We start from the raw sequence: 16,841 nt of genomic DNA, 5'->3' as shown, positions 1-16,841 counted from the left end.
CCTGTAGAATGGGTCGCATCCGCCGCTGCGTCGGCGCGACCGTCAGCCCTCCCGCCTGGCAGTCGCCATTGAATATCCCGTCCGGAGAACCTATAGAATGAAGAAGCAGATGTTGTTGGTCGCGCTGGCGTTTGCCATGTCGGCCCACGTGGTCACGGCGCAGCCGGAAAAGGCCGCCGCCGTCCAGACCGACAAGGCCGCCATCGTCCAGCTCAAGCCATCCGCCGCCCAGACCCAGGCCGCCCTGTGGGCATCGCGCGTGCTCGCGCGCTACCACTACAAGGCGACGCCGCTCGACGACGCGATGTCCGCGAAGATCTTCGACGCCTACTTCAAGGCGCTCGACAGCGAAAAGCTGTACTTCACCCAGGCCGACATCGACGGCTTCGCGCCCGTCCGCAACAAGCTGGACGATGCGATCAACAACGAAGACCTGACGGTGCCTTTCCAGATCTACAACGTGTACCAGCAGCGCTTCTTCGACCGCATGGCATACGCCCGCGAGCTGTTGAAGGGCAAGTTCGATTTCAGCACGGACGAGACGCTGCAGATCGACCGCGAGAAGGCCGCATGGGCCAAGAACGAGGACGAAGCGAGGGACCTGTGGCGCAAGCGCGTGAAGAACGACTGGCTGCGCCTCAAGCTGGCCGGCAAGGACGACAAGTCGATCCGCGAGACGCTGGACAAGCGCTACGAGGGCTACCAGAGCCGCCTCAAGAAGCTGAACAACGAAGACGTGTTCCAGATGTTCATGAACGCGTACGCGATGGCGATCGAGCCGCACACGAATTACCTGGGCCCGCGCTCGGCCGAGAACTTCGACATCGCCATGCGCCTGTCGCTGGACGGCATCGGCGCCGTGCTGCAGTCGCGCGAGGACTACACCGTGATCCGTGAAGTCGTCCCCGGCGGCCCGGCCGACAAGTCCGGCAAGCTGAAGGTCGGCGACCGCATCGTCGGCGTCGCGCAGGGCAACGGCCCGTTCACGGACGTGATGGGCTGGCGCATCGACGACGTCGTGCAGCTCGTGCGCGGCGAGCGCAATTCGACGGTGCGCCTCGACGTGCTGCCGGCCGACGTCGGCCAGGACGGCAAGCACACGACGATCTCGCTCGTGCGCCAGAAGATCAGCATGGAAGAGCAGTCGGCCAAGAAGAAGATCATCGAGGTCACCGACAACGGCGTGAAGCGCCGCATCGGCGTGATCCAGCTGCCGACCTTCTACCAGGACTTCGAGGCGCGCCGCAAGGGCGACAAGGACTTCAAGAGCGCCACCCGCGACGTGAAGCGCATCCTTGGCGAACTCAAGAAGGAGAAGGTCGACAACGTCCTGATCGACCTGCGCAACAACGGCGGCGGTTCGCTGATCGAGGCGGTCGAACTGACCGGTCTGTTCATCGACAAGGGCCCGGTCGTGCAGCAGCGCAGCGCCGAAGGCCGCGTCGAGGTCGAGAGCGACACCGATGCCGGCCTCGCCTGGGACGGTCCGATGGGCGTGCTGATCAACCGCGGTTCCGCATCGGCGTCGGAGATCTTCGCCGCCGCGATCCAGGACTACGGCCGCGGCATCATCATCGGCGAGCCGAGCTTCGGCAAGGGCACCGTGCAGACGCTGATCAACCTCGACCGCTTCTCGCAGAACGACAAGCTGAAGTACGGCGAGCTGAAGATGACGATCGCCCAGTTCTTCCGCATCAACGGCGGCACGACGCAGCTGCGCGGCGTCACGCCGGACATCAAGTTCCCCGTGACGTCGGACGACGACAACTTCGGCGAGCAGTCGTACGAGAACGCGCTGCCGTGGGTGCAGATCAAGCCGGCGACCTATATGCCGGCCGGCGACTTGAAGGAGCTGTTCAATCCGCTGCAGAAGAAGCATGACGCGCGCGTCGCGAAGGACCGCGACTTCCTGGACATCGAGCAAGACATCGCCGAAGCCCTCAAGCTGCGCAAGGACAACGTCATCTCGCTGAACGAAGCGGTGCGCCGCAAGGAGCGCGAGAACCAGGAAGCCAAGGCGCGCCTGCGCGAATCGCGCCTGGCCGGCAAGGACAATCCGGACGAGCCGGTGTCGGGTCCGGGCAGCAAGGAACAGCGCGGCAAGGTGCCGTCGCCGACGAGCCCGAAGAAGACGAATGTCGTGCTGAAAGGCGCGGCGGGCGCCGACGACGGCCTGCAGGGCGACGAGCGCAGCCTGACGGTCGAACTGGCCGCCGAGAAGGCCGCCAAGAACGCCAAGGACGTCTATCTGCAGGAAGCGGCTCACATCCTGGCCGACGAGGCCGGCATGCTCAGGGCGGATACCCGGATGGCATCGCGCGCCATGCCGTACTTGTCGATGTTGAAACAAAACAGCAACTGATGAATTGTTAACTATGCCATAGACATTTCCGGCTTTTCAGCCGGAAAACATGGCCGAAGGCGAGGCTCCCCATGGGGCCTCGCCTTTTTTTATGTCGTTCAATTGAAAATTGTGATTTTTGCAGCTGTGATACATTGGCTCAGCAGTTAAATTAAAAATAACTTTTCACACTGAACAAGGAGTTCATTATGTCAACTCGTTACCTCATCGCGGCGGCTCTCCTGTTCGGGAACGCCTGCGGGGCCCAGGCGGAAGTGGTCTCGGCGGCGGCCCAATCGGGTTTCCTGTCCGGATGGACCGGCGGCAACGGCGCCGACGTCGTCGGCTCGGGCGTGCTGGCGAACGGCGTCAGCCTGGTCGGCGGTGCGGCCTATGGCAGTGGTAACCTTGCCGAGGCGTTGTATCAAAAGGCGAGCGCAAGCGTCGGGAAGACCGGTACGGATGTCAAATTGTCGTATTCGCAGGGTATCGAAGGCACATATCTGCTGAGCACCAGCAACGCCAAGCTCGCCGCAATGCTGGGTAACGGGATGTCCGTGGTGTCCACCAGCGACGGCAAGGTGGTCACGCCTGGCCAGTCGGGGGCGCCGGGCGGGAGCATCGGCGGCGGCGGCAGCAGCGGTGCATCCGGCGGCGGGTCGTCTGGCGGCGGCGCGGTCACTGGCGGCGGGACCACCAAGGGCGGCGGATCGACGGGCGTCGGCAACAGCGTCGACGGGGCGCCTTCGGGCAATTATGGCAATTCGGGCAATGGCGCCACGGTCGTCACGCCGGCCGCCGGCGGCCAGACGGGCGGCGCCATCGTCGAGCTGCCCGTGCCGGCCAAGAACGCCGACGACAGCGGACTCGATACCGGCATCGGCGCCGGCCTGCCGGTGAGCTTGCCGGCCGCGGCCGCCGTACCGGAACCGTCGTCGATCGCCCTGATGCTTGCGGGCATGCTGGGCGCGATGGGCGTCGTTCGCCGCCGCAAGCACTGATCCGCGGCAATCACGCAGTCATCGCCCCCGCCCCGTGCGGGGGCGATGCTTTTGGGAGGCGCCCCTTTATCGGCCAGTGATTTCAGGTACAATCTTTTGAACGGTCGTGCTTTTTTGGCCGGCACAACAAAGGAGACAATATGGACCTGACCTACACCGGCGACGACCTGGCTTTCCGCGACCAGGTCCGCGCCTTCATCGAGGCCGAGCTGCCGGCCGACCTGCGCCACAAGGTTGACAACCACCTGCGCCTGCAAAAGGACGACTACGTCCGCTGGCACAGGATCCTGGCGCGCCAGGGCTGGGCCGCGCCCGGCTGGCCGCGCGAGTACGGCGGGCCCGGCTGGACGCCCGTCCAGCGCCACATCTTCGACGAGGAATGCGCCCGCGCCGGCACGCCGCCCGTGCTGCCGTTCGGCGTGAACATGGTCGCGCCCGTGATCATGGCCTTCGGCAGCCAGGCGCAAAAAGACTACTATCTGCCCCGCATCCTGTCGTGCGAGGACTGGTGGTGCCAGGGCTATTCCGAGCCGGGCGCCGGGTCCGACCTCGCGTCGCTGAAGACGACGGCCGTCCTTGCACGGGACGACGACGGCGATCACTACGTGGTGAACGGCCAGAAGACCTGGACCACCCTGGCCCAGTACGCCGACATGATTTTCTGCCTCGTCCGTACCGACCCCGGCGTGCGCAAGCAGGAGGGCATCTCCTTCCTGCTGATCGACATGCATGCGCCCGGCGTCACGGTGCGCCCGATCATCATGCTGGACGAAGACCACGAAGTGAACGAGGTCTTTTTCGACAATGTGCGCGTGCCGGTGTCTAACCTCGTCGGCCAGGAAAACAAGGGCTGGACGTATGCCAAGTATCTGCTGGGCCACGAGCGTACGGGCATCGCGGCCGTGGGCCGGTCCAAGCGCGAACTGGCCCGGTTGAAGGTATTGGCGCGGCGCGAGCAGAAGGATGGCCGGCCGCTGCTGCTCGACCCGCTGTTCGCGGCGAAGGTCGCCGACCTGGAGATCGAACTCATGGCGCTCGAGATGACCGTGCTGCGGGTGCTGGCCGACGCCCACAAGGCGCCGGGTCCGGAAGCGTCCGTGCTCAAGGTGCGCGGCACCGAGATCCAGCAGCGGCTGTCGGCGCTGATGGTCGAGGCGGCCGGACCGCTGGCGCTGCCGTTCGATGCGGCGTATCTCGACGGCGCGCGCGAACACAGCGCCATCGACGACGACTTCGCCGCGCCGCTGCTGCCGCATTACTTCAATGTCCGCAAGACGTCGATCTACGGCGGATCGAACGAGATCCAACGCAACATCATCGCCCAGATGATCCTGGGCCTGTGAGGAAAGACATGGACTTCAACTTCAAGGAAGAGCAACTGCAGCTGGCGGATGCGCTCAAGCGCTGGATCGCACGCGACTACACGTTCGAGGCCCGCCGCGCCATCGTCGGTTCGTCCACCGGGGTGTCGGACGCCGCCTGGGCCACGCTCGCCGAGCTGGGCCTGACGGCGCTGCCGCTGCCGGAAGCGCACGGCGGCTTCGACGGCGACGCCGTCGACATGTTCGTCGTCATGCAGGAGCTGGGCCGCGGCCTCGTCGTCGAACCGTATGTCGCGACGATGCTGGGCGCCGAGTTCCTGCGCCGCGGCGGCGCCCACGGCGACCTGCTTGATCGCGTCGCGGGCGGGACACTGAAGCTGGCGTGCGCGCTGGGCGAACGCCAGTCGCGCCACGACCTGCGCGACATCGCCACCCAGGCCGTCCGGGACGGCGGCGGCTGGCGCCTGAACGGCGAAAAGAAGGTCGTGCTGCACGGCGCCCAGGCCGGCGTGCTCGTCGTGTCGGCGCGCACCGGCGGCGGCCAGCGCGACGAGGCGGGCATCACGCTGTTCGCGGTCGCGGCGGATGCGCCGGGCGTCGCCGTGCGGGACGTGCGCATGCTGGACGGCCAGCGTGCCGCCGACGTGCTGCTGCGCGACGTGCGCGTGGACGCCGCCGCCGTGATCGGCACGGCGGACGCCGGCTGGGACATCCTGGAAGCGGCGGCCGACTACGGTGCGGCCCTGCTGTGCGCCGAGGCGCTCGGCGCGATGGACGCCCTGTTCGGCGCGACGCTCGACTACCTCAAGACGCGCCAGCAGTTCGGCGTCCCGATCGGCAAATTCCAGGCGCTGCAGCACCGCATGGCCGACATGTACGTGCACCTGGAGCAGGCCCGTTCGATGGCGCTGCTGGCGGCCGTGCGCGTCGCGGAAGACACGCGCGAGGCCGGGGCCGGCAACGCGGCCGAGCGCCGCCGCGCGGTCGCCGCCGCCAAGTACCGCGTGGGCCAGGCCGCGCGCTTCGTCGGCCAGCAGGCGGTCCAGCTGCACGGCGGCATGGGCGTGACGGACGAGCTGCCGGCGGCGCATTATTTCAAGCGCCTGTCGACGTTCGAACTGACCCTGGGCGACTGCGACCACCACCTGGCCCGCTTCATCGCGCAGCCCGGCTTCCTCGACCGGGAGGCCGCATGAAAGCCTATTGGTATTTCGAGGATTTCGAGCCGGGCCAAGACATCGACCTGGGCCTGTGCACCGTCACGGAAGACGAGATCGTCGCGTTCGCGCGCGCCTATGATCCGCAACCGTTCCACGTCGACCGGGATGCGGCCGCGCACTCGATCTATGGCGGCGTCATCGCGAGCGGCTGGCACACGTGCGGCATGATGATGCGGCTCGTGGTCGACGGGCTGCTCGGCAGATCGTCGAGCATGGGCTCGCCTGGGCTCGATGGCGTGCGCTGGCTCGCGCCCGTGCGCGCGGGCGACACGCTGAACGTGCGCTACCGGACCGTGCAGGTGAAGGCGTCGGCGTCGAAGCCGGACCGCGGCGTCGTCTGGTCGACGTGGGTCGCCATCAACCAGCATGGCGCGACCGTGTGCACGGTCGAGGGGATGGGCATGTTCGGGCGCCGTCCCGGCGGGGAGACGCGCGATGGCTAAGGCATTGCACGAAGTGCGCGGGCTGGATGCGCTGAAGGTCCTGGTGGGCACGGAGCTCGGCCGCTCGCGCTGGTTCGAGGTCGGCCAGGACCGCATCGCCACGTTCGCCGACGCCACCGACGACCACCAGTGGATCCACGTCGACCCCGACCGCAGCGCGCGCGAATCGCCGTTCGGCACGACCGTGGCGCACGGCTTCCTCACCCTGTCGCTGCTGCCGTCCATGCTGGCCGACGTGCTCGTGATGGTCGATGCGAAGCTCGTCGTGAACTATGGGCTGAACAAGGTGCGCTTTCCAGCGCCGGTGCCGGCCGGGAGCCGCGTGCGCGGATCGATCGTGCTGGCGGCGCTGGACGAAGAAGCGGGATCCAGCCAGCTCACGCTCGCCGTCACGGTCGAACGCGAGGGCGGCACGAAGCCCGTCTGCGTGGCCGAATTCCTCGTGCGCCGTTACGCCTGAGACCGCGATCTGCGAACCGTCGTCCCCGCGCAGGCGGGGACCCAAGTTGCGCGCGCCGTCGCGGCGCATGCAGGTCTTGGGCTCCCGCCTGCGCGGGAGCGACGCCGGAGGCTGCGCCGGGTGTCAACCGATGCATTCCGCGCCGCCGAGACGGAAGCGGTTGCGTCCCTCGGCCTTGGCCTGGTAGAGCAGCGTGTCCGCGACCTGGATCAGGTCGGCCGGGAGACTATGCTCGCCCGGCACCATGCACGCGATGCCCATGCTGCCCGTCAGGCACGGCGCCGTCGGCGACGCGGCGTGCGGGATCGCCAGCCGCTCCAGTTCCGCCATGAGCCGAAGCGCCACGCCGGTGGCGCCGCGGCTGTCCAGCTGCGGCAGCAGGACCGCGAATTCCTCGCCGCCGTAGCGGGCCACGAGGTCTTGCGTGCGCGCGGCCGCGCGGCGCATCGCCGCGGCGAACTGGATCAGGGTCGCATCGCCGGCCTGGTGGCCGTAGTGGTCGTTGTACAGCTTGAAATGGTCGATGTCGACGAGGATCAGCGCCACCGGCAGCCCCGCGCGTCCGCAGCGGCGCCATTCGGCGTCGAGGCGTTCGTCGAAGGCGCGGCGGTTGGCCACGCCCGTCAGCGCGTCGGTGAGGATCAGGGCGCGCAGCGCGTCGCGCTGGCGCTTGACCGTGAGCTGGGTGCGCACGCGCGCGCGCACGACGGCCGCGTTCACGGGCTTGCTGATGAAGTCGGCGGCGCCGGCGCCCAGCGCGCGCGTCTCGTCCTCGGGCGATTTCAGCGCCGTCACGAAGATCACGGGGATGTCGCTCGTCTCGGGCGCCGCGAGCAGTTCCTTGCAGACGGCATAACCGTCCATGCCGGGCATGACGGCGTCCAGCAGGATCAGGTCGGGCTGCTGGGTGCGGGCGATGTCGAGCGCGCGCGGACCGTCCAGCGCGAACAGGACTTCGTGTTCGTCCTGCAGGGCGCCGTGCAGGATCTGGATGTTTTCCATCGCATCGTCGACCACCAGGATGCGGCCATTCAAGGCCATGTCGGTCCAGCTCATGCATCCTCCTTCATGTCCAGTAGCGCGCGCACCAACTGCGCCGCCTGCTCGAACCGCAGCGTTGCCACCGCGTCCGCCAGCGGCGCCACGTTGCCGGGCTCCAGCCGGGCGAGGGCGGGACGCAGCGTCTCGAACTGCGACATCGCTTTCATGTTGTTATTGTGGAGCAAATCGAGCAGCAGCGCCAACTCCTGCCGCAGGGTAGCGCTATCTTCCGCCTGCGCGGGCGCCGCGTCCGCCGGTTGCGGCGCCGGGAGGTCGCGCGCCGCATCCAGTACGACCCGCAGGGCCGCCTCGAGGCGGGCCAGGCGCAGCGCGAGCGCCGCCGCGTCCTCGCTGCGCAGCGCCTGCTCGAGTTCCAGCGCCTGGCCGGCCACGTCCGTCGCGCCCAGGTTGGCGGCCACGCCGCGCAGGCGGTGCGCGGCCTGGCCCGCGCTAGCGCGGTCGCCCGCGTCGAGCAGGGCGCGGATGTCGGCCACCGCGCCGCCCTGCGAACCTTCGAAGCGCTTGAACAGGGCGGCGAAGCTCGCGAAACTGCCGCCGAAGCGGGGCAGCGTCGCCTTCAGGTCGATGCCCGGCAGGTACGCCGGCACGGCCGCTCCGGACACCGGCGCGGTGCCGGCGGCGTCGGACGCGGGCGCCGCCGGGCGGCCCGTGAGGCGGCTCAGCATGTCCACCAGTTCGTCCACGTCGATCGGCTTGGCGAGGTAGTCGCTCATGCCGGCGGCGCGGGCGCGGCGGCGGTCCTCGTCGAGTGCATTGGCCGTCATCGCGATCACGGGCAGGCTGTCGAGGCCCATCGCGCGGATCGCGGCCGTGGCTTCGAAACCGTCCATCACGGGCATCTGCAAGTCCATCAGCACGGCGTCGTACTGGGCCGAGTTTTCGCCCAGCATGCTGACGGCGATGCGGCCGTTCGCCGCGAAATCGACGCTGGCGCCGGCGTGCACGAGCACATAGTTTGCCACTTCCTGGTTGAGCAGATTGTCTTCGACGACGAGCACGCGCATGCCGGCGAGGCGCCCGCTCAGCGGTGCCGCGCGGTGCGGGGCCGGTGCCGGGGCGCCGCTGTGCAGTTCCGCCAGCACGTCGGCCAGCGCGCCCGGCGTGAACGGTTTCGCGAGGACGGCGTCGATGCGCAGGTCGGCCGCCACCGCATCGACGCGTTCGCGTTCCGGATCGGCCGCCAGCAGCGCGCAGCGGGGCAGGGCGATGGCCCGGTCGGCGCGCGCGAACGCGATCACGGAGGCGCCGTCCAGGTCGCCCAGCACGCTGTCGATGAACGCGAGGTCGAACGGTCCTTCGGCACGCAGCAGCGCGAGCGTGTCGGCGCCGCTGGCCGCCGTCGCGACGTGCCACCCGCGCGCCGCGAGCAGCCCGGCCAGCGCGGCGCGGCTGCTCGCATTGTCGTCCGCCACCAGCACGCGCAGCGGCGGCGTGTCGTCACGGACCGATGGCGCGGCGTCGGGTCCGGCGCCGAACGGGGCGGCGAAGCGGAACGTGGTGCCGCGGCCCGGCACGCTGTCCACCTGCAGGTCGCCGCCCATCAGGTGCACGAGGCGCCGGCTGATCGCCAGGCCCAGGCCCGTGCCGCCATACTTGCGGCTCGTGGAGGTGTCGGCCTGCGAGAACGCCTCGAACATGCGCTGCTGCTGTTCCGGCGCGATGCCGATGCCGCTGTCGCGCACCGTGAACCCGAGCGCGATCGGTACGGCGCCCCGGCGGTCGCCGTCGCGGCCCACCGGGTCGATCGCCAGCACGACTTCGCCCCGCTCGGTGAACTTGATCGCGTTGCTGACGAGGTTGAGCAGCACTTGGCCGAGGCGCATCGGGTCGCCCACGAGGCGGGCCGGCACGTCGGGATGGACCGCGAACACGGGCTCGATGCCCTTGTTCCAGGCGCCCGTGGCGGACATCGCCGCGATGCTGGACAGGACGTCGTCCAGCGCGAACGGGGTCTGCTCGAGCACCAGCTGGCCCGCTTCGACCTTCGAATAATCGAGCACGTCGTTCAGCATCGACAGCAGCGATTTCGCGGCCATCTGCATGCGCGCCACGTAGCCGCGCTCGCGCCGGCCCAGGTCGGCCTCCTCGAGCAGGCGCGCGAGCCCGATGACGGCGTTCATCGGCGTGCGGATCTCGTGGCTCATATTGGCGAGGAATTCGCCCTTGGCGCTGCTGGCCGCTTCGGCCGCGCGCAGCGCTTCCTCCAGGCGCGACTGCGCGTGCTTCAGTTCCGTGATGTCGGCATGCAGCATGTAGAAACCCTGCACCCGCCCGTCCGGATCGATGTCGGGGATGTAGCTGCCCCATGCCTGGATCACCTTGCCGGACCCCCTGCGGTGCAGCCTGCGTTCGAAGAACTGGCGCTCGCCGCGCAGGACGCCGTCGAGGTAGGGCTGCACTTCCGCGATCTGGTCCTCGTCGACGAGCTCGCGCATGTGGCGGCCCACGATGTCGGACGGAGAGCGCTCGAGCCAGTCGCAATAAGGCTTGTTCGCGAAGTGGCAGCGCATGTCCGCGTCCCAGTAGCCCACGAGCGCGGGCAGGTGGTCCGTCACGGTGCGGATCATGCGTTCGCTTTCTTCGAGGCGGCGGCTGGCGGCGCGCAGCGCGGCGGCCGTCTCGACGCGGGCCGTGATGTCGCGGATGGTCCCCTGCACGATGCCGCGGCCGCCGATGTCGACGCTGTTGAGCAGCACGTCGGCGTGGAACTGCGAGCCGTCGCGGCGCCGGTAGATCCATTCGAAGCGGCTGCCGCCCGTATCGAGCGCGCGCCGCATGGCCTCGTTCCACATGTCGTCCGAGCGGCGGCCGTTCGGCTGGAGGTCGGGCGAGCTGCTGGCCGGCGCCATCGCGAGGAATTCGTCCGCACCGGCACAGCCGAACAGGTCGATCGCGGCCTGGTTGGCGCTGAGGAAGCCGGCCCCGTAGGCGATCAGCACGTGGGCGTCGCCCGAGCCTTCGAACAGGGTGCGGAACAGCTCTTCGTTGTCGCGGTTGCGCTGCTCCTCGCGCTTGCGCTCCGTGATGTCGAGCACGACGGCGTTGATGCCGACCAGCTCGCGCTCCGGGCCGTACACGGGGTAGTAGCTGCAGATCCAGTGGCGCATCACGCCCGGTTCCGCCGGGGTGTCGCCGCTGTCCTCGATGTCGATCAGCGGCCGCCCCGACGCCAGCACCTGGCGGTACGGCTTTTCGATGTGGACGCCGCGTTCGCCCAGCAGCTCGGGGAGCGTGCGGCCGACCTGGGCGCTGGCCGGCAGCGCGTTCACGGCCGCCAGGTAGTCGTTGATCATGACGATCTTGAGGCTGCGGTCGACGAAGGCGAGACCGACGGGCGCCGTGGCATACACGGTCGCCAGCATGGCGGAGGAGCGCTGCAGCTCGCTGGTGCGCTGGGCCACGAGCGATTCGAGGCCGGCGCGGTATTGCTGCAGCTCGCCCTCGACCTTGCCCAGCGCGCGCGCGACGGTCGCCGCTTCGCGGATCGCCAGCGGCGGAATGACGAGCGCCTCGCCGCGCCCGAGCGCCGCCGCCGGCTCGGTCAGGGCCCGCACCGAGCGCGCGATCGAGTCGCCGATGCGCCAGGCGGCGCCGAGGCTGATGGCCAGCATGACGGCAATCCACGCGAGCGTCGTGGCGGGATCGGGACCGAGGATCTCGCGCGCCGCGTGGCGCGGGAAGCCGATCGCCACGGACCAGTCGTGCCCGAGCGTGCGCGCGTAGGCCGCGTACATCGGCTGCGGCCCGTGGTCGAGCAGTTCGACGAGGCCGACCGGCCGCCTGGCCAGCGCCCGCGCCAGCTCCGGACGCATGCTGTCGCTGATCGTGTGCAGCGTGTGCCCGCGGACCGCGACGAGCTTGCGGTGGTTGTCGAACACGAGGGCGGTCCAGTGCGGCGGCAGGCTCTGGTTCGTCAGCAGCTCCTGCAGGCGGCGCGGGCGCAGCTCGACGGTCAGCGCATACGCCACCTTGCCGCCGCGCCAGACCGGCACCGCGACCGAAATCACCCATGGCTGCGTGGCGTCGCCGCGGTGCAGGCCCGACGTGACCGTGTCGCCCGTATTGAACACGGCGCGCAGGTCGGCTTCGTTGCCGCGCGGGGGCAGGACGCTGCCGAGCGTGTGGCGCGTGTCCAGGAGCACGGCGCCGTCCGGCGCGCTGACGGCGACGGCGTAGGCGGGGAATTCGGGCCGCAGCAGCCGCCGTGCGGCCGTGTGGAAGGCGGCCAGGTCGCCGTTCGCCAGGTTGGCCTGGTTGGCCAGGGTGCGCGCCGCGGTTTCGCCGTTGGCGAGGTCGCGGTCGACGGCCGCCGCCAGCGCGCGCGCGATCATTTCGGCATCCGCGGCGATGTGGGCCCGTTCGCGCTTGTCGGCGTCGGTGGCGAATACGAGGTACCCGATCAGGATCGGCAGCGCGCACGCCAGCACGAGCGTCACCAGCTTGGCGCGAATGGAAGGTAGCGAACGACGTTGTAACAACTGCACTGCAAGCTCCGCGAAGGTGCGCAGCCGACGCGGCGCCATAAGACATGGTAGCCCAGCAGGCGCGAGCGGCAAACCCCCTTTGATGCCGACAACACTATTCCTGTCCCGCAACCCGTCAATTCGGGGTCAGAGCCAGGGTCAGAGCCCGATTCGTGGCAATTGATCGAAACAGGGCTCTGACCCCGAATTTTGGCAACACTGTTTCTTGCCTGGCATGCCGGATAGGCATGGAGTCGCGCCGACGATACGTTTTGCGCTACGTAAAGTCATTCTCTAGGTTAATTTTTCGTTCCTGTGACATACAATGCAGGACTAGTCCTACATTGATCGAAGAGGTGGTATGGCGCGGCCCGAAAAAGTCCGACTTGGCGAAATCCTGGTGCAACAGAAGCTGCTGTCGGAAGACCAGCTGAACCAGGCCCTGGCCGACCAGAAGCGCAGCGGCCGCAAGCTGGGCCGCGTGTTTGTCGAGAGCGGCTTTGTCACGGAAGAGCAGATTTCCGGCGCGCTCGCGCGCCAGCTCGGCATCCCCTACCTCAACCTCAAGTTCTACAACATCAACCAGGACGTCGTGCGCCTGCTGCCGGAAACGCAGGCGCGCCGCTTCCGTGCGCTCGTGCTGGAAGACCGCGCCGACACGGTGCTCGTCGGCGTCTCCGACCCGACCGACCTGTTTGCCTACGACGAGATCGCACGCCTGCTGAAGAAGGGCGTCGAACTGGCCGTCGTCAACGAGACGGAAGTGCTGCAGGCGATCGACCGCATCTACCGCCGCACGGGCGAGATCACGGGCCTCGCGCGCGAGCTGGAACAGGACCTGGGCGACACCACGTCGGTCGACTTCGGCGCGCTGTCCGCCAACTCCGGGCTGGAAGAAGCGCCGGTCGTCAAGCTGCTGCAGTCGGTGTTCGACGACGCCGCCCAGGTGCGCGCATCGGACATCCACATCGAACCGCAGGACGGCCGCCTGCAGATCCGCTTCCGCATCGACGGCGTGCTGCACCTGCAGACCGAGGCCGACATCAAGATCGCGACGCCGCTGGCGCTGCGCCTGAAGCTGATGGCGGACCTCGACATCTCGGAAAAGCGCCTGCCGCAGGACGGCCGCTTCGCCGTCAAGGTGCGCAACCAGCGCATCGACGTCCGTATCTCGACCATGCCCACGCAGTACGGCGAGTCCGTCGTCATGCGTCTGTTGAACCAGGTCGGCACGACCTTGCGCCTGGATGCGATCGGCATGCCGGCCGCGCTGGTCGAGCGCTTCCGCGCCATCGTCCAGCGCCCGAACGGCCTCGTGCTCGTGACCGGGCCGACCGGTTCCGGCAAGACGACCACGCTGTACAGCGCGCTGGCCGAGCTGAATTCGGTCGAGAAGAAGCTGATCACGGTGGAGGACCCGATCGAATACCGGCTGTCCGGCATCAACCAGGTGCAGGTCAACGACAAGATCGAGCTGAATTTCGCGCGCGTGCTGCGCTCCGCGCTGCGCCAGGATCCCGACATCGTGCTGGTCGGCGAGATGCGCGACCAGGAGACGGCGCAGATCGGCCTGCGCGCCGCCATGACGGGCCACCTGGTGTTGTCGACCTTGCACACGAACGATGCCGCATCGACCCCGCTGCGCCTGATGGACATGGGCGTCCCGCGCTACATGGTGAGCGGGTCGCTGCAGGCCGTGCTGGCGCAGCGACTCGTGCGCGTGATCTGCGAAAGCTGTTCGGAGCCGTACCCGCTGCCGGCGCCGGAACGCGCCTGGCTGCGCGCCGAGCTGGGCGACCGCGCCGAGACGGTGCCGTTCTTCCACGGGCGCGGCTGCTCGCATTGCAACGGCACGGGCTACCGCGGCCGGACCGGCGTCTATGAACTGCTGGAGATGACGCGCGCCGTCAACGAGGCCGCCAACCATCCGGACCCGGGGCATTTCCTGAAAGTGGCGCATGCCGAGATGCGCGGCGAGACGCTGCGCCGCAGCGGCGTGCGGCTGGCGATCCAGGGCCGCACGACGGTCGCGGAAGCCATGCGCATCAGTAACCAGATGGACGACTGATAAACGCCCATGCCGTTCTTCGCCTATAAAGGCCGCAACGCGCGCGGCGAATTGATGCAGGGGGTGCTGGAAGGCGCCGACAGCGGCGCCGTCGCCGACCAGCTGTCCGGCACCGGCGTCACACCGCTGGAAATCACCGCGACCACCCGCAAGGCCACGTCGGGCGGCGGCGCCGATGCCGGCGAGGGCCTGTGGCAGCGGCTGACGCGCCAGAAGGTCACCTCGATCGACGTGCAGCTGTTCAGCCGCCAGATCTACACGCTGCTGAAATCCGGCGTGCCGATCATGCGCGGCCTGGCCGGGCTGCAGGAATCCGCGACCAATAAAAGCTTCGCGCGCGTGATCCAGGACCTGCGCGAATCGCTGGACGCGGGCCGCGAGCTGTCGACGGCGATGCGCCGCCACACCGAATGCTTCACGCCGTTCTACCTGGCGATGGTGCGCGTGGGCGAGATGACGGGCCGCCTGGAAGACGTGTTCCTGCGCCTGTTCGACCACCTCGAATTCGACCGCGACATGCGCGACCGCGTGAAGACCGCGCTGCGCTACCCCACGTTCGTGATCGTCGCGATGATCGCGGCGATGGTCGTCGTGAACGTGTTCGTGATCCCGCAGTTCGAGAAGGTCTTCCAGAGCTTCCACGCCGAACTGCCGCTGATGACGCGCATCCTGATCGCGACGTCGCGCTTCACGGTCGACTACTGGCCCGTGATGGCCGGCGCGGCGGTGGCCGCGTTCATGGGCTTCCGCGCCTGGACGCGCACGGCGGCGGGCCGCCTCACGTGGGACCGCTACAAGCTGCGCTTCCCCATCGCCGGCAAGATCATCCACAAGGCCACGATGGCCCGCTTCGCGCGCAGCTTCGCGCTGTCGATCCGCAGCGGCGTGCCGATCGTGCAAGCCCTCACGGTCGTCGCGCAGACGGCCGACAATGCCTATCTGACGCTGAGCCTGGACCAGATGCGCGACGGCGTCGAGCGCGGCGAAAGCATTTTGCGCACGGCGACCAATGCCCACGTGTTCACGCCCATCGTGCTGCAGATGATCGCCGTGGGCGAGGAATCCGGGTCGCTCGACGACCTGATGGACGAGATCGCGCAGATGTACGAGCGCGAAGTCGATTACGAACTCAAGACGCTGTCCAGCCAGATCGAGCCGCTCCTGATCACCTTCCTCGGTGCGATGGTGCTCGTGCTGGCGCTGGGCATCTTCCTGCCGATCTGGGACCTGGGCAAGGCTGCCCTGCATCACTGACATGAGGACCACCATGGCAAGCACCGGACATACGCGGCCGCGCGGCTTCTCGCTGCTGGAATTCGCAGTCGTCGTCGCCGTCACGGCCGCGCTGTGCGCCGTGCTGCTGCACCGCCTGGACGGCTACCGCCGCGCGGCCGAAGACGCGGCCACGGCCCAGACCGTCGCCGCGCTGCGCACGGCGCTGCAGGTCGAGGCGACGCGTGCGCTGGCGCAGGGCCGCACGGAGGCGCTGGCGACGCTCGCCGGGCAGAATCCGATGCGTTTATTGGCCCGGCCGCCGGCGAATTACCTTGGCGAGTTCGCACTATCCGAACAGGGTCGTGTGGCACGCAACGGGTGGGTGTTTGACCCACGCGACAAAACCCTTGTCTATCTCACTTCAGAACGAGAAAAATTTGCCTCAGGCAAATCGGAATTGCCTACGTTCAAGGTAGAATTATCTCGAAATCCCACGATAAGCCTTGCCCTGAACGAAGTCGGTTCGCAAGGCGGTCGCTAATACCACAACCCCCGCGGCAGGGAGCCGCATCCTCATCGGAGAAATGCATGAAAGTTAGCATCAAGAACAACGCGCAGGGCGGCTTCACCTTGATCGAATTGATCGTCGTGATCGTGATCCTGGGCATTCTGGCGGCGACGGCGTTGCCGAAGTTTGCCAGTCTGGGCGGCGATGCACGCCTGGCCAGCCTGCAGGCGGCGAAAGGTTCGTTGGCAGCGACGGCGGCGATGGCTCACGGCAAGTATTTGGTGAATACCGGTGCGGCGCTGACTACACTTGCCGTTGAAGACCAGACGATCAACTTCCAGACGTCCCCTGCTACCGGCTACCCGAAAGCGGATACTGCCCTGGCAGGCGCTGCCGGCCTGTCGAGCGACTACACCGTCTATGGACCGAACCATGCGAATGACGCCAATTCGACGTCGACGCTTGCCGACGAGATCATGATCGTGCCGAAGAGTGTTGCCTCTTCTCCGACTGGCCTGACCTGCTATGTCAAATACAAGCAGGCCGCCAGCGCGGGCTCCGCGCCGACTATTACGATGGGCGCGCAGACTGCACATGATTGTGAGTAATCGACTGCATGCCAGCCGCGCATGATCAAGCGGCTGTCCATGAACACTGACGGCGCTTCGGCGCCGTTTTTGTTTATCCGGCCAGTCCGGTCGCGGCGCCGAATGCAGCGTATTGACCACACCCATTAGT

12 protein-coding genes are annotated in these 16,841 nt (G+C 68.0%); 10 read left to right on the top strand and 2 right to left on the bottom strand.

All coding sequences use genetic code 11. The features are described 5' to 3' along the window. Window positions 1-97 precede the first annotated feature (97 nt). The 6 genes from U9J41_RS09610 (at window position 98) to U9J41_RS09585 (ending at window position 6,787) form a co-directional block, all read left to right on the top strand. Window positions 98-2,362 (top strand): carboxy terminal-processing peptidase, encoded by a 2,265-nt coding sequence (locus tag U9J41_RS09610; protein ID WP_322401971.1) that lies wholly within the window; start codon window positions 98-100, stop codon window positions 2,360-2,362. A gap of 188 nt (window positions 2,363-2,550) precedes the next feature. After that, window positions 2,551-3,342, top strand: coding sequence for a PEP-CTERM sorting domain-containing protein (locus U9J41_RS09605; protein WP_322401970.1), 792 nt, complete (start codon window positions 2,551-2,553; stop codon window positions 3,340-3,342). A 140-nt stretch (window positions 3,343-3,482) separates the two neighbouring features. Next, complete coding sequence (locus tag U9J41_RS09600) at window positions 3,483-4,685, top strand: acyl-CoA dehydrogenase family protein (protein ID WP_322401969.1); 1,203 nt, start codon at window positions 3,483-3,485, stop codon at window positions 4,683-4,685. An 8-nt stretch (window positions 4,686-4,693) separates the two neighbouring features. Then, window positions 4,694-5,860, top strand: coding sequence for an acyl-CoA dehydrogenase family protein (locus U9J41_RS09595; protein WP_322401968.1), 1,167 nt, complete (start codon window positions 4,694-4,696; stop codon window positions 5,858-5,860). Beyond that, entirely contained in the window at window positions 5,857-6,327 is a 471-nt protein-coding gene (locus U9J41_RS09590; RefSeq protein ID WP_322401967.1) for a MaoC family dehydratase, read from the top strand. Before U9J41_RS09595 ends, U9J41_RS09590 begins: the two co-directional genes overlap by 4 nt. Continuing rightward, on the top strand, window positions 6,320-6,787 hold the full coding sequence (locus tag U9J41_RS09585) for a MaoC family dehydratase (protein WP_322401966.1): 468 nt from the start codon (window positions 6,320-6,322) through the stop codon (window positions 6,785-6,787). The genes U9J41_RS09590 and U9J41_RS09585 overlap by 8 nt, the downstream gene beginning before the upstream one ends. A gap of 123 nt (window positions 6,788-6,910) precedes the next feature. On the opposite strand, the gene U9J41_RS09580 is transcribed toward U9J41_RS09585, so the two are convergent. Together U9J41_RS09580 and U9J41_RS09575 are read right to left on the bottom strand one after the other, a co-directional pair. Further along, the gene (locus tag U9J41_RS09580) at window positions 6,911-7,843 is read right to left on the bottom strand and encodes a diguanylate cyclase domain-containing protein (protein ID WP_322401965.1); all 933 of its coding nucleotides are present in this window, start codon (window positions 7,841-7,843) and stop codon (window positions 6,911-6,913) included. Further along, window positions 7,840-12,333: a PAS domain-containing protein gene (locus U9J41_RS09575; protein ID WP_322401964.1), complete on the bottom strand. Its 4,494-nt coding sequence runs from the start codon at window positions 12,331-12,333 to the stop codon at window positions 7,840-7,842. Before U9J41_RS09575 ends, U9J41_RS09580 begins: the two co-directional genes overlap by 4 nt. A gap of 340 nt (window positions 12,334-12,673) precedes the next feature. On the opposite strand from U9J41_RS09575, the gene U9J41_RS09570 reads away from it, so the two are divergent. Genes U9J41_RS09570 through U9J41_RS09555 form a run of 4 tightly spaced genes read left to right on the top strand, consistent with a single transcriptional unit; the run spans window position 12,674 to window position 16,711 of the window. Then, window positions 12,674-14,380: a GspE/PulE family protein gene (locus tag U9J41_RS09570; protein WP_056445799.1), complete on the top strand. Its 1,707-nt coding sequence runs from the start codon at window positions 12,674-12,676 to the stop codon at window positions 14,378-14,380. Window positions 14,381-14,389: 9 nt separating this feature from the next. Next, window positions 14,390-15,634 (top strand): type II secretion system F family protein, encoded by a 1,245-nt coding sequence (locus tag U9J41_RS09565; protein ID WP_322401963.1) that lies wholly within the window; start codon window positions 14,390-14,392, stop codon window positions 15,632-15,634. A gap of 13 nt (window positions 15,635-15,647) precedes the next feature. Beyond that, a complete protein-coding gene (locus U9J41_RS09560; protein WP_322401962.1) occupies window positions 15,648-16,136 on the top strand; it encodes a hypothetical protein in 489 nt (162 codons plus the stop codon). A 47-nt stretch (window positions 16,137-16,183) separates the two neighbouring features. Then, window positions 16,184-16,711 carry a type II secretion system protein gene (locus U9J41_RS09555; protein WP_322401961.1) on the top strand — a complete coding sequence of 176 codons (528 nt, stop codon included), beginning with the start codon at window positions 16,184-16,186 and terminating at the stop codon, window positions 16,709-16,711. Window positions 16,712-16,841: the final 130 nt, after the last annotated feature.

Origin of the sequence: Massilia luteola, assembly GCF_034420155.1 — a bacterium.
Classification (GTDB): Bacteria; Pseudomonadota; Gammaproteobacteria; order Burkholderiales; family Burkholderiaceae_D; genus Telluria; species Telluria luteola.
Note: the sequence above shows the minus strand (reverse complement) of the source record. Positions and strands in the feature narration are given on the sequence as shown.